The organism is Stenotrophomonas pictorum JCM 9942, assembly GCF_001431585.1.
GTDB classification, from domain to species: domain Bacteria; phylum Pseudomonadota; class Gammaproteobacteria; order Xanthomonadales; family Xanthomonadaceae; genus Stenotrophomonas; species Stenotrophomonas pictorum.
This window is the reverse complement of record NZ_LLXS01000004.1, coordinates 1-13665: the sequence shown is the minus strand read 5'-3', so window position 1 is coordinate 13665 and position 13665 is coordinate 1. Positions and strand designations below refer to the sequence as shown.

The following is a 13665-nucleotide window of genomic DNA, read 5'->3' as shown; positions in this document are numbered from 1 at the left end:
CGCTCAGGGCGCCGGGGCTGTCGCGGCGTCCTCCTCCCGCCCGCGCCAGGCCAGCCCCTGGCGCTGGCCGTCGCACAGCTCCAGCACCTGGTGCAGGTTGCCGACGATGCGCTGGGCATAGCCCAGATCGTTGACCAGCGAGCCGAGCTGGGCGCCGTCGAGCCGGCCCTCACGCACCTCCCGGAACAGCCGCGCGGTGAAGTCGTCCTTGAACGCAGTGAGATGCGCCTGCAAGGTCTGCCGCTGGGCCTGCCAGTGCCCGGCTGTGGCCGGCACTGAAGCCGAATGCCCCAGCCACGCCAGCGCATCGATCAGCTGCCGGCGCAGCTCCAGATACGCGCTGGCCGCCGCGCTGGCGGTACTCCCCGGCTGCACCGTGGCGCCGGCATAGCGCTTGAGATTGGCCTGCAGCTGGTGGGCGTCCTTGACCGCCTTGACCAGCTGCGAGGCGGCCTCCTGTCCGTCACGCCACCACTGCTGGCGGACCTCGTCCAGCGGTTGTTCGAACCGGCCGGCAAAACGCAGCAGCTCGCCGTACACCGGCTTGATGTGTTCGCGGTACAGCGTCTCGCTGTCCAGGGTCGATTGCTGCAGGCGGCCGCGCAGCACGACGTCGTCGTGGCGCGGTGCCGCCAGTTCGTCCGGCGGGCAGTACAATGCCTGGCCGATCACCTCCAGGCTGAGCCGGCCCAGATGGCGCAGCTCCTGGCTGAAGGCCTGGGTGGCGGTGTCGGCGCTGCGCAGCGCACTGTCGCTCAGGTACGGCGAGCGGCGCGTGGCCGCCGGCCCCCGTGCGATCTCCGCGACCAGCCCGGCCGGTTGCGGGCGGTCGGGCAGCCAGCGTTCCAGCAGCCGCGCAAAGCCCGCCTGCCATGGCCAGAATAGGGCCACGCCGAGCGCGTTGAACAGGGTGTGGAACAGGGCCAGCTGGATCAGCGCGTTGTCGCCCATGCCGGCCCGGGCGGTGAGCCACAGCACCGCCGACTGCAGCAGCGGCAGGGCCAGCAGCGCCACCAGCGCGGTGCTGACGTTGAACAGCACATGCGCCAGCGCCAGCCGCTGCCCGGCGCGGTTGCCGCCCAGGAACCCCATCACCGCGGTGGACACACTGCTGCCGACATTGGAGCCGATGGCGATGGCCAGGCTCTGCGCCGGTTCCAGCTGGCCTTGCGACAGCGCCGCCAGGGTCAGCATCAGCGTGGCATGCGAGGACTGCACGATCACCGTCAGCCCCAGTCCCACCGCCACGAACAGCAACGTGCCGGCCCAGCCATCGGCGGCATAGCGGCCCAGCTCGATGGTGGTCATCGCCGAGAAACCGTCCTTGATCTGGTCGATGGCCAGGAAGATGAAGGCGATGCCGACCAGCAGCTGCCCGGCCGCCATGCCGCGCGGACCGGTGTAGCGGGCCAGCACGCCGAACACCAGCAGCGGCAGCGCCAACGGCGACAGGCTCAGGTTCTGTCCGGCCAGCGCCAGCAGCCAGATGCCGCTGGTGGCACCGAGATTGGCGCCCAGCAGCACCGCGATCGCGCCGCCGAGCTGGATCAGCCCGGTGCCGAGGAAGGCGATGGTCAGCAGCGACACCAGCGTGCTCGATTGCAGCAGCAAGGTGGCGCCGCCGCCGAACAGCAGGCCCTTGAGCGGGGTGGCGGTGCTGCGCGCGAGCAGGCGCTCCATGCCGCCGCCGGCCAGCGCCTTGAGCCCCTGTTCCAGGCACTGCATGCCGAACAGGAACAGCGCCAGCCCCGCGCACAGCTGCAGCCAGCCGCCGCTGTAGTGGAACGAGGCGCCCAGCAGCAACACCAGCACCGCCACAGCGATCCATTTGAACGTCTGTTTCAAGGCCACGGCCCGCAGGAAGGGCCGGGGATTGAACCAGCTTTGAGAAAAATATGCTGCCGTCCGGCGATGCCCCGCAACCGTGGCGGGACAAGCTTGCGGCCGGGTTGTGCACAGGGTTGTTCACAATATCTAGTGTTGCGGCTGTCACTTTTGCCCAGTATCTTGTGCGCGTCGGTTCTGTCGGGCAGCAACCCGGTGGACTAAGAGGGAAGCTGGTGACGCCTGTCCGGGCCATTCCAGCACTGCCCCGCAGCGGTAATTGGGAACGACCCCGCCACACAGCACTGAGGCCGCCCGGCCTTGGGAAGCGGCGGAGAAGGAGGAGGCCTGCGCCTCCGCGCCCATGAGTCCGAAGACCTGCCGACAGCCGCGCGAAGCACACCGCGCGGTGCCGGCCGCGCGAATCTCCGGGGGGAGATGGTCGGTGCATCACGAGCCGTGACGTGGACCTGGCCGGTCCGCGCGTCGCGGCCCGTGCGACACCGCGTCCCCATGCTCTGGAACCGCCGGCCCCGCACCTGTCGAGGGACGGGAGCCGCGTGCATCACGCATGGAGAAACGCCGTGACCATTTCCGAAACGCCCGTCGCCGTCGCCCCCACCACGGCGGACGAATTCCTGCTGACCCCGCCGCCGACTGCCACCGCGATGAGCGTGACCAAGCGCAACGGTGTGGTCGAGCCGGTGGACCTGAACAAGATCGTGCGCGCGATCCAGCGCTGCTGCGAGGGCCTGCACGCGGTCGACCCGATGCGTGTGGCCACCCGCACCATCTCCGGCCTGTACAACGGCGCCACCACTCAGGAGCTGGACGAGCTGTCGATCCGCACCGCCGCGCTGCTGATCGGCGAGGAGCCCGAGTACGGGCGCCTGGCCGCGCGCCTGCTGGCCAGCTTCATCGCCAAGGAAGTGTCCGGGCAGGAGATCCACGCGTTCTCGCAGTCCATCGCCCGCGGCCACGAGGTCGGCCTGATCAACGAACGCCTGCTGGGCTTCGTGCAGATCAACGCGCGCAAGCTCAACGATGCGGTCAACCCCGAGTACGACCTGAACTTCGACTACTTCGGCCTGCGCACGCTGTATGACCGCTACCTGCTGCGCCATCCGCACACGCGCAAGGTGATCGAGACCCCGCAGCAGTTCTTCCTGCGCATCGCCAGCGCGTTGAGCGAGGACGTACCCGAGGCGCTGGCGCTTTACCAGCGCATGGGCAGCCTGGACTACCTGCCGTCCAGCCCGACCCTGTTCAATTCCGGCACCGTGCACGAGCAGCTGTCCTCGTGCTTCCTGCTCGATTCGCCGCGCGATTCGCTCGAGTCGATCTACGCCAGATACGGCGATATCGCGCAGCTGTCCAAGTTCAGTGGCGGCATCGGCGTGAGCTACTCGCGGGTGCGCTCGCGCGGCTCGCTGATCCGCTCCACCAACGGCCATTCCAACGGCATCGTGCCGTGGCTCAAGACGCTCGATTCCTCGGTGGCGGCGGTCAACCAGGGCGGCAAGCGCAAGGGCGCGGCCTGCGTCTATCTGGAAACCTGGCACGCCGACATCGAGGATTTCCTCGAGCTGCGCGACAACGCCGGTGACGAGTCGCGCCGCACCCACAACCTCAATCTGGCCAACTGGGTGCCGGACCTGTTCATGGCCCGCGTGGAAGCCGACCAGGAATGGTCGCTGTTCGATCCGAGCGTGGTACCGGAGCTCACCGACCTGTACGGCGAGGCCTTCGAGCGCGCCTATGTGCAGGCCGAAACGCAGGGCAAGGCGGCCAAGCGCATTTCCGCGCGCAAGCTGTACGGCCGGATGATGCGCACCCTGGCCGAGACCGGCAACGGCTGGATGACGTTCAAGGACAAGTGCAACAAGGCCAGCAACCAGACCCTGCGCCCGGGCAATGTGATCCACCTGTCCAACCTGTGCACCGAGATCCTGGAGATCACCTCCGACGAGGAGACCGCGGTGTGCAACCTGGGTTCGATCAACCTGGGCAACCACTTCGACGCGCACGGTGACTTCGATTTCGAAAAGCTGGCCGAAACCGTCCGCCTGGCCGTGCGCCAGCTCGACCGTGTGATCGACCTGAATTTCTATCCGATCGAAACCGCCCGCCGCGGCAACCTGCGCTGGCGCCCGGTGGGCCTGGGCTGCATGGGTCTGCAGGATGTGTTCTTCCGCAAGCGGCTGCCGTTCGATTCGGAGCAGGCCCGCGCGCTGTCCCGGCAGATCGCCGAGACGATCTACTTCCACGCGCTGGAAACCTCCTGCGAGCTGGCTATCGAGCGCGGCCGCCATCCCTCGTTCAACGACACCCGCGCGGCCAGTGGCGCGCTGCAGTTCGACGCCTGGAACATCGCCCCGGTGGATGTCGCGCGCTGGGACGCATTGCGGGCCCGCATCCAGCAGCACGGCCTGCGCAACTCGCTGCTGATCGCCATCGCCCCGACCGCGACCATCGCCTCGATCGCCGGCTGCTACGAATGCGTGGAGCCGCAGGTGTCCAACCTGTTCAAGCGCGAAACGCTGTCCGGCGACTTCCTGCAGGTCAACCGCTATCTGGTGGACGAGCTCAAGCAGCTGGGCCTGTGGACGGCGGAAATGCGCGATGCGATCAAGCTGGCCGACGGCTCGATCCAGAACCTGGCGCAGATCCCCGAGCCGCTGCGACAGGTGTACCGCACCGCGTGGGAACTGCCGATGCGCGCGCTGATCGACATGGCCGCCGACCGTGGCGCCTTCATCGACCAGTCCGCCTCGCTCAACCTGTTCATGGAAAGCCCGAACATCGGTGCGATGTCGTCCATGTACATGTACGCGTGGAAGCAGGGCATCAAGACCACCTACTACCTGCGCTCGCGACCGGCCACCCGGATCGCCAAGACCACGGTCAGCAGCTATGCGCCGGCCGAAGCGGTGGCCTGCTCGCTGGAGAACCCGGAAAGCTGCGAGGCCTGCCAGTAAGGCGGCTCGCACCGCCGCCCGCGACCGGGCGGCGGCCACGCGGCTGACGGCCGCGCCGGCGTGCACGTTTCCCCTGCTTCCACCGCAAAGCGGCAAAAAAATAGAGAGAAGGTTTCCATGTCCGACACCACCCGCCAGATGCTGCTAGACCCCGGTTTCGAGCTGACCCTGCGCCCGATGCGCTACCCGCACTTCTACGAGATGTACCGCAACGCGATCAAGAACTCGTGGACGGTGGAGGAGATCAACTTCCAGATCGACATCAGCGACCTGCACGGCAAGATGTCGCCGGCCGACCGCCACCTGATCCACCGCCTGGTCGCATTCTTCGCCACCGGCGATTCGATCGTCTCCAACAACCTGGTGCTGAACCTGTACCAGCACCTCAACGCGCCCGAGGCGCGCATGTACCTGTCGCGGCAGCTGTACGAGGAGGCGCTGCACGTGCAGTTCTACCTGACCCTGCTGGACAACTACCTGCCCGATCCGGACGAGCGCGCCAAGGCGTTCGCGGCGGTGGAGAACATCCCGGCGATCAAGACCAAGGCCGATTTCTGCTTCAAGTGGATCGACTCGATCCAGGATCTCAAGCGCATCGAAACCCGCGCCCAGCGTCGCCAGTTCCTGCTCAACCAGATCTGCTTTGCCGCCTGCATCGAAGGCCTGTTCTTCTTTGCCGCGTTCGCCTACGTGTACTACTTCCGCTCGCGCGGTCTGCTGCCGGGGCTGGCCTCGGGCACCAACTGGGTGTTCCGCGATGAAAGCGCGCACATGGAGTTCGCCTTCGAATGCGTGCGCACCGTGCGCGAGGAGGAGCCGGACCTGTTCGACGAGGAAATGAAGCAGCAGGTGTACACGATGCTGGCCGAGGCGATCGAGTGCGAGGTGCAGTTCGCCGAAGACGTGCTCTCCGGCGGCGTGGCCGGCATCTCCACCCGGGACATGCGCCAGTACCTGCAGCATTGCGCCGACAACCACTTCCTCAAGCTGGGCATGGAGAAGAAGTACAACGTGCGCAACCCGCTGCCGTTCATGGAACTGCAGGACGTGCAGGAACTGACCAACTTCTTCGAGCGCCGCGCCTCGGCCTACCAGGTCGGCGTGCAGGGCGAGGTCAGTTTCGACATGGCGTTCTGAGCCGTCACATCGCCTGTTTTAAAATCGGCGTCTCCCCCCTGCCCGCCGCGCTGCCGCCGCGGGCCTCTACATCGCAGGATGGCCATGAGCGCGATTGTCCAAACCCAGCCGCCTACCGAGATCCGCATGGCGGAGATCGTGTTCCCCAACCACACCAACCACATGGGCACGCTGTTCGGTGGCCAGGCGCTGGCGTGGATGGACAAGGCCGCGTTCCTGGCCGCCGCGCGCTACTCGCGCCACACGGTGGTGACCGCGCGTTCGGACCAGGTCGATTTCAAGCTGCCGATCCGGGTCGGGCAGATGGTGGAAACCATCGGCCGGGTGGTGCGCGTCGGGCGCAGCTCGATGACCGTGGAGGTGGAGCTGGTCACCGAGGACCTGCACAGCGGCGAACGCAAGCTGTGCACCAAGGGCACCTTCGTGATGATCGCGCTGGGCGATGACGGCCACCCGACCGCGGTGCCGGCGTTGCCGCGCTGACCGGACCGGACACGTGGACGGCGCATCGGCAGTTCCGGCCGGAATCCCGGCCACCTCACCGGCCCCCGGGCTGGCGGCGTTCATCGCCCGGCACCGGCGCCTGCTGGTGCTGACCGGTGCCGGTTGCAGCACCGATTCGGGCATTCCCGACTACCGCGATGCCGACGGGCAGTGGAAGCGCACGCCGCCGGTGGACTACCGCGCGTTCATGGCCGAGCCGGCCACGCGCCAGCGCTACTGGGCGCGCAGCCTGCTGGGCTGGCCGCGTATCGGTCTGGCCCGGCCCAACGCCACCCATCACGCACTGGCGGCGCTGGAGGCCGAGGGCCGGGTCGAACTGCTGCTGACCCAGAATGTGGACGGCCTGCACCAGCGTGCCGGCAGCCGGACGGTGATCGATCTGCACGGGCGCCTGGACGCGGTGTGCTGCATGGGCTGCCAGGCGCGCTCCACACGTGAACACCTGCAGCAGCGCCTGCGCCAGGCCAATCCCGGCTGGGAGGTGCGCCAGGCCGGGACCGCGCCGGATGGCGATGCCGATCTGGACACGGATTTTTCCGGTTTCCAGGTGCCGGCCTGCGAGCGCTGCGGCGGCATTCTCAAGCCGGATGTGGTGTTCTTCGGCGAGAACGTGCCGCGCGCGCGGGTGGAGGCGGTGCACGCGCACCTGCGCCAGGCCGATGCGGTGCTGGTGGTGGGGTCTTCGCTGATGGTCTATTCGGGCTTCCGTTTCGTGCAGGCCGCGGCCCGCGCCGGACTGCCGGTGGCCGCGATCAACCTGGGGCGCACCCGTGCCGATGACCTGCTCGAACTCAAGATCCATGCGCCCTGCGCGCAGGCGCTGGCGTTTCTGTTGCCGGGCGGGCACTGAGGCTGGCGCCCGCCAGCGGGCTGAACACGGAATTTGCGAAACAGTGATCCATCCCGGTGGTTGTGCGCGGCCGCGCACAGGAGTGCAATAGCGCCCGTTTTCTCCTGTCCGTGAGTCTGTTTTGAGCCAGCTGTTCTCGCCGATCACCTTCGGCCCGTTGTCGTTGTCCAACCGCATCGTCATCGCCCCGATGTGCCAGTACGCCAGCACCGACGGGCTGGCCAACGACTGGCACCGCATGCATCTGGGCCAGCTGGCGCAGTCCGGCGCCGGCCTGCTGATCCTGGAAGCCACCGCGGTGCTGCCGGAAGGACGCATCAGCTGGGCCGACCTGGGCCTGTGGGGTGACGCCACCGAAGCGGCGCTGGCGGCAGTGCTGGCCTCGGTGCGGCAGTGGTCGCCGATGCCGATCGGGATACAGCTGGCCCATGCCGGGCGCAAGGCTTCCACGGCGCGCCCGTGGGACGGTGGTGCGGCGCTCTCGCCGGACGATCCCCATGGCTGGCAGACGCTGGCCCCGTCGGCCTGCGGCTATCTGGACAGCGATCCCACGCCGCAGGCGCTCGATGAGGCCGGCATCGAGGCGGTGGTCGCCGCGTTTGTCGCCGCCGCGCGCCGCGCCGAGCGGATCGGCCTGGACCTGATCGAGATCCATGCCGCGCATGGCTACCTGCTGCACCAGTTCCTGTCGCCGCTGAGCAACCAGCGCGAGGACGAATACGGCTGCTCGCTGGAGAACCGCCTGCGCCTGCTGGTGCGGGTGTTCGATGCGGTGCGTGAAGCGGTCTCGGACAAGATCAGTGTGGGGGTGCGGATCTCGGCCACCGACTGGGTCGCCGGCGGCTGGGATCTGCCGCAGAGCATTGCATTGGCGCAGGTGCTTGATGCCCGGGGTTGCCAGTTCCTGCATGTCTCCAGCGGCGGTCTGGACCGGCGGCAGCAGATTCCGGTGGCCCCGGGCTACCAGGTGCCGTTCGCCGCGGCGATCAAGGCCGTGGTGGGCATGCCGGTGATCGCGGTGGGGCTGATCACCGAGCCAAAGCAGGCCGAGGCCATCCTGAAGGACCGTCAGGCCGACGCGATCGCACTGGCCCGCGGCATCCTCTACGACCCGCGTTGGCCGTGGCACGCCGCCGCCGCCCTGGGCGACAAGGTCGTCCCGGCGCCGCAGTACCTGCGCTGTGAGCCGGCCGGTGCCCGCGGGGTGTTCGGGTGAGGCCACCGGCACGGCGTGACTGGCGGCTGCCGCCCCGGGCGATGCCCTGGATGTTCGCGTTCTACATGGCCGCGATCATGGCCTTGCTGATGTGCACGGTGATCACCGCCAGCAACACCGGGCTGGATCGCGGGCTGCCGGCGCGCATCCTGCACGCCTACGCGCTGGCGATGCCGGTGGCGTTCGGCTGCGTGCTGCTGGTGCGTCCGCTGGTTGCCCGGCTGGTGCGCTGGAGCGTGCGCGGTCCCGGCTGAGCGCGGGGGCGCTTGGTTGCAGTTGTCAGCATTGCGTGCGGCCGCACGCCGCTGACTTAGACTCCAGCGGCTATGCGCCCCGATTACATTCTCACCCTGTCCTGCCCGGACCGTACCGGCATCGTCTACCGCGTCTCCGGCCTGCTGTTCGAGGCCGGCTGCAACATCCTCGATGCCCAGCAGTTCGGTGACGAGGAAAGCGGCCGCTTCTTCCTGCGCGTGCATTTCGACATGAGGTCGGTGGCGGATGCGCCGGCCGTTCGCGCGCGCCTGCAGGCGCTGGGCGAAGCATTCGCAATGCAGTGGGAGCTGCACGATGCACGCCGCCGGGCGCGCCTGCTGGTGCTGGTCAGCAAGCAGGGCCATTGCCTGAACGATCTGCTGTTCCGTACACACAGCCGCCAGCTGAAGGTGGACATCGCCGCGGTGGCCTCCAACCACCCCGATTTTGCCGCACTGTGCGGCTCCTACGGGGTGCCGTTCCATCATCTGCCGGTGGACGCGCACAACCGCGATGAGCAGGAGCAGCAGTTGCTGGACCTGGTCGAACGCGAGCGGATCGACCTGGTGGTGCTGGCGCGTTACATGCAGATCCTGTCACCGCGGCTGTGCCAGGCGCTGGCCGGGCGCGCGATCAACATCCACCACAGCTTCCTGCCCAGCTTCAAGGGCGCGCAGCCGTATCACCAGGCGCATGCGCGCGGGGTCAAGATCATCGGTGCCACCGCGCACTATGTGACTTCCGATCTGGATGAAGGTCCGATCATCGAGCAGGACGTGGCGCGGGTGGATCATGCGATGACGCCGCGCGATCTGGTGCAGCTGGGCAGCGATACCGAATCGCAGGTGCTGGCCCGCGCGGTGCGGCGCCATGTCGAACATCGCATCCTGCTCAATGGCCATCGCACCGTCGTGTTCCGCTGAGATGTGCGGCCCGATGTCGTGATCGCGGGGGAGCGGTGCCGGAGCACACCGCTGCCGGCCGCCGCTTCAGAGCAAGTCGATCCCTGCCGCTTCCAGCGCGATACGGGTGGCGGCATCGTTTTCGGCTGAGACAGGCCGGCTCCGCTCCCACAGGAAACGTACGCGAAAGCCGCTGATCGCCGCGTCCTGCGCGCTCCACAGCACGCAGTAATCGCGCGCCAGTCCGCACACATGCACCTCGGCGATGCCGCGTTCGTGCAACCAGCCGGCCAGGCCAGTCGCCGGCCGGTCGCCGTGCGGGCCGATGTTCTCGCGGAACGCGCTATAGGAATCCACCTCGCGCTGCGTGCCTTTGCGCAGGATCAGGTCGGCATGACGCCAGTCCACCCGCGGGTCCAGCGCCGCGCCGGCGGAGCCTTGCACGCAGTGGTCCGGCCACAGCGTCTGCGGCTGGCCATGCAGCAGGATCTGCTCGAACGGTTGGCGCCAGCCGTGCTGGCTGGCGAAGGACAGGTGATCGGCCGGATGCCAGTCCTGGGTGGCGATGACGGTGGCATAGCGCCGCGAGGCCAGCAGCTGGGCGATCGCCGGGACGATCGCATCGCCCTGCTGGCAGGGCAGCGCGCCACCGGGCATGAAGTCCGGCTGCAGATCCACCACCAGCAGCGCTACGTCTTTTGCGTACATCGACTGTTTCCTGAGACGGGCGGAGGCACAGTTTACGTCGCCCGCCGCATCCGGCCTTGAGAGGGGGCGCAACCGCGACCGTTGGTGTGGATTGCGCGCACGGCGGACAGACCCCGGTTCTCAGGCCTGGGCCAGGCCACTGCACCGCGTGCGTGCGCGATCGATCCTTGCCTGCTGTGCGGCGCGGGTCTGGGCCTGACCACGGCTCGGCAGCCGGCAGTGGCTTGCCCCCTTCTGGGCGCCGGCATCGGGTTGCTGCCGGGCACGTGCGGGAACTGGCGGTCATGCCCGCCGTGATTGCTCCGGTGGGAACTGCTGAAGCGCGCGGACGCTTCCACCAGCGCCGTAGGCTGGCGCGAGATCCGACCGGGATCACCGCCGCATTCGGTGCGGCCACCGCTTCGATGGAGTTGTCGGGTGGCTGGTCCCGGCCGGGCACGCACGGGTTTGAAATGACGCGCGCGGCCGCGCGGTGCGGCTCAGTGGACGCTGGCGCGCGAGAACAGGTTGATGACCAGCACCCCGGCGCAGATCAGGCCGATGCCGAGGATGGCCGCGGCGTCGAGCTTCTGCTTGAACACGAACAGCCCGATCAGTGAGATCAGCACGATACCGACCCCGGACCAGATGGCGTAGGCGATACCGGTGGGGATGGACTTCATTACCAGCGACAGCAGCCAGAAGCACACGCCGTAGCCGGCCAGCGCGCCGAGCGTCGGCCACAACCGGGTCATGCCATCGGAGGCCTTGAGCAGCGAGGTGGCGGCCACTTCCAGGGCGATGGTACAGGCAAGCAGGGCATAGGCATTCATGGGGCGGAGATCGCGGGGCACGCACGGGAGGGCGTGTGCGGGATTCTACGGGGGAGCCATTCCCGGCCGGATGAGCAGGGCGCCGGCCGGGCTCTTACGCCGGTTCCCTACACTCCGCGCAGGCTGCGCCCTGCGCTGTCGGCCGACAGTGGTTGGAGCGCGCGGTGGGGAGGTGGATGTGAGCAGGACACGCATGGGGGGACAGTGCCGCCGCCAGGCAGCACCGGTATCTGCAGCACGCAGGGGGCGAGCGCGGACGGTGTTGCTGGCGGCAGCGCTGTGCTGTGTTTCAACCGGCCCCAGCTGGGCGCAGCACCGTTCCTACAACCTGCCGCCCTCGGTGCCGGCCGCCGAGGTGCCGCAGCTGGAGGAGCAGCGGCGCGCGCTGTTCCAGAAGATCCTCGCCAACCCGGCCGATGTCGATACCGGTTTTGCTTACGCGGTGCTGTCCACACGCGTGGGCGACTACGAAGCGGCCATCGGCACCTATGAACGTCTGCTGGTGCAGCATCCGGCCACGCCGCGGCTGCAGCTGGAACTGGCCGCGCTGTACTTCCGGCTGGGCGCCTATCCCCAGGCCCGCACGCTGTTTGACGCAGTGCTGGCGCGGACCGATACGCCCGAGCCGGTGCGGATCAAGGTCGAGGGCTATCTGGCGGTGATCGATGCCGGCAAGCGGCAGCGCAGCGGGTTCTCGGGGCGCGTGATGCTCGGCAGCCGCTGGGAAAGCAATGCCAACGCGGCGCCGGATGTGAACTCGATTTCCCTCAACGGCCTGGATTTCCTGCTGTCGCCCGAGTCGCGTGCGGCCAGCGACCTGAGCGGCCAGCTGGGGGCGAATCTGCGCTATCGGCATCTGCTGTCGCGCCACGGCGACCGCCTGGATGTATCGCTGGGCGGCTCGGGCAATCGCTATCGCGAACTGGACCGGCTCGACAGCCAGGTGCTGGAGCTGCGGGTGGGGGCGGATTTCTCGCTCAGCCGGCTGGGACTGCGCGATGCGCGCCTGTCGCTCAGCGCGGTCACCGGACAGATGTGGCTGCAGGGCGCGCGTTACATGCAGTCGGATGGACTGGCGCTGGCCTACCGGCAGCCGGTTGGGCGCGAGGCGGCGCTGGCGGTGAACCTCGACTACCGCGATGAGCACTACACCCCGCCACCGGCCCAGGCCAGCGCGGCGGAGTTCTCCGGCCAGCGCTATCGCGCCAGCGTGAGTTACACCCGCCAGCACGCTGCCGACTGGCAATGGGTAATCGGCCCCGGTGTCGAGCGCCGTGAGGCACGCGCCGGTTACAACGCCTACTGGGAACCGCGGCTCACTGCCGGCCTGAGCCACCGTTTTGCCGCGCCAGTTGCCGCTGGCCAGCAGTCCTGGACGCTGGCGCTGCTGGGGCAGGTGGGCCGCCGCCGCAATGACGCGCCGATGCCGGTGGTGGACCGGCGCCATGTGCAGAAAGGCAACGAGCTGATGTTGCAGCTGGTGCAGACCGTTCCGCTGCGCGACAGCACCGAGCTGCAGTTCTTCGCCGGCTGGCGCACGGTGCATTCGAACTACCAGATCCGCGATTACAGCAACCGCTTCGTCGGGTTTTTGCTGACACAGAGCTTCTGAGGACACGACATGGCGGCCAAATATCTTCCGGTGATCGTCCTGCTCAAGGCGGCCGTACTGTTGCCCGCGGCGTTCGCCCAGCAGCCGCAGGTCGGCGTGACCGCCGCGGTGTCGCCGGCGGCGCGCAGCCAGAGCGGAACCGCCCCCATGCGCCAGGTGCGGCTGGGCGACCACGTGCTGCGCGACCAGCGCTTCGAGACCGACGACAAGGGCGCGGTGCAGATCCTGCTGGCCGATGGCAGCAGCTTCACCGTCGGCCCGCGCTCGTCGCTGGTCATCGACAGCTTCGTCTACGACCCGGCCAAGGGCAGCGCCCGACTGGCGGCCAGTGCCAGCCGCGGCATCCTGCGGTTTGTCGGAGGAGCGGCCTCCAAAGCCAAGGGCGGTGTCTCCATCACCACCCCGGTGGGCACGGCCGGCATCCGCGGGGCGGTGGTGGATATGCTCATCGGCGATCGGCTGCGCGTCGATCTGGTCTATGGGGATCGCATCGATTGGACCGGCAATGACGGGTACTCCGGCAATCTGAGCCAGGCCGGGACGTCGATGGTGGTCGGCACGGATGGCCGGGCGACTTACCCGGGTGATCTGCCCGCGCTGTCGCCGGGAACCGTTCCCGACTCGCCCAATCCGCCGATGGGCGATGCCGGAGGGCTGGACGGCAATCCCAGTGGCCTGGCCGGATTCAGCGGCGCGCCGATGGCGATGGATCCGGCCGACCGGAGCCGTACGCCAGAGCAGGCCGGTGGCGGCAGCACCCCGGACAGCGACGAGCTGACGTTGGCCGCCACTTATGGCGATATCGCAGCCGTGCCTGAGCCCGAGCCTGAGCCCGAGCCCGAGCCGGAGCCCGAGCCCGAGCCCGAG

At 68.3% G+C, this 13665-nt stretch carries 12 protein-coding genes and 1 riboswitch; of the genes, 9 read left to right on the top strand and 3 right to left on the bottom strand.

Annotated elements, in window-relative coordinates; translation table 11 throughout:
- Positions 1-3: 3 nt before the first annotated feature.
- Complete coding sequence (locus tag ARC78_RS00710) at positions 4-1851, bottom strand: Na/Pi cotransporter family protein (RefSeq protein WP_425480545.1); 1848 nt, start codon at positions 1849-1851, stop codon at positions 4-6.
- A gap of 149 nt (positions 1852-2000) precedes the next feature.
- Positions 2001-2224, top strand: a riboswitch (cobalamin riboswitch).
- Between the two features lie 268 nt (positions 2225-2492).
- Here ARC78_RS00710 and ARC78_RS00705 point away from each other — a divergent pair.
- The 7 genes from ARC78_RS00705 to purU all read left to right on the top strand — a co-directional run bounded on the left by ARC78_RS00705 (position 2493) and on the right by purU (position 9687).
- Positions 2493-4802: a ribonucleoside-diphosphate reductase subunit alpha gene (locus tag ARC78_RS00705; RefSeq protein ID WP_241772613.1), complete on the top strand. Its 2310-nt coding sequence runs from the start codon at positions 2493-2495 to the stop codon at positions 4800-4802.
- A 117-nt stretch (positions 4803-4919) separates the two neighbouring features.
- Positions 4920-5939, top strand: a complete 1020-nt coding sequence (locus tag ARC78_RS00700; protein WP_054660712.1) for a ribonucleotide-diphosphate reductase subunit beta — start codon at positions 4920-4922, stop codon at positions 5937-5939.
- Between the two features lie 84 nt (positions 5940-6023).
- Positions 6024-6422, top strand: a complete 399-nt coding sequence (locus tag ARC78_RS00695) for an acyl-CoA thioesterase (RefSeq protein ID WP_054660710.1) — start codon at positions 6024-6026, stop codon at positions 6420-6422.
- Positions 6423-6435: 13 nt separating this feature from the next.
- Positions 6436-7293 (top strand): NAD-dependent protein deacetylase, encoded by an 858-nt coding sequence (locus ARC78_RS00690; RefSeq protein ID WP_425480544.1) that lies wholly within the window; start codon positions 6436-6438, stop codon positions 7291-7293.
- 121 nt (positions 7294-7414) lie between these two features.
- Entirely contained in the window at positions 7415-8509 is a 1095-nt protein-coding gene (locus ARC78_RS00685) for an NADH:flavin oxidoreductase/NADH oxidase (protein WP_057505506.1), read from the top strand.
- Positions 8510-8559: 50 nt separating this feature from the next.
- Positions 8560-8763 carry a DUF2798 domain-containing protein gene (locus ARC78_RS00680; protein ID WP_083468517.1) on the top strand — a complete coding sequence of 68 codons (204 nt, stop codon included), beginning with the start codon at positions 8560-8562 and terminating at the stop codon, positions 8761-8763.
- Between the two features lie 72 nt (positions 8764-8835).
- Positions 8836-9687 (top strand): formyltetrahydrofolate deformylase, encoded by an 852-nt coding sequence (gene purU, locus ARC78_RS00675; RefSeq protein ID WP_054659725.1) that lies wholly within the window; start codon positions 8836-8838, stop codon positions 9685-9687.
- Between the two features lie 66 nt (positions 9688-9753).
- Here purU and pncA read toward each other — a convergent pair whose 3' ends face one another.
- Positions 9754-10374 carry a bifunctional nicotinamidase/pyrazinamidase gene (gene pncA / locus ARC78_RS00670; RefSeq protein ID WP_054659727.1) on the bottom strand — a complete coding sequence of 207 codons (621 nt, stop codon included), beginning with the start codon at positions 10372-10374 and terminating at the stop codon, positions 9754-9756.
- 479 nt (positions 10375-10853) lie between these two features.
- Positions 10854-11186 carry an SMR family transporter gene (locus ARC78_RS00665; protein WP_054659729.1) on the bottom strand — a complete coding sequence of 111 codons (333 nt, stop codon included), beginning with the start codon at positions 11184-11186 and terminating at the stop codon, positions 10854-10856.
- Between the two features lie 259 nt (positions 11187-11445).
- Between ARC78_RS00665 and ARC78_RS00660 the strand changes: the two genes are divergently transcribed.
- Positions 11446-12798, top strand: coding sequence for a surface lipoprotein assembly modifier (locus ARC78_RS00660; protein ID WP_158499967.1), 1353 nt, complete (start codon positions 11446-11448; stop codon positions 12796-12798).
- Between the two features lie 9 nt (positions 12799-12807).
- Positions 12808-13665: FecR domain-containing protein (locus tag ARC78_RS00655; RefSeq protein ID WP_057505504.1), on the top strand; the 858-nt coding region annotated here is incomplete at its 3' end.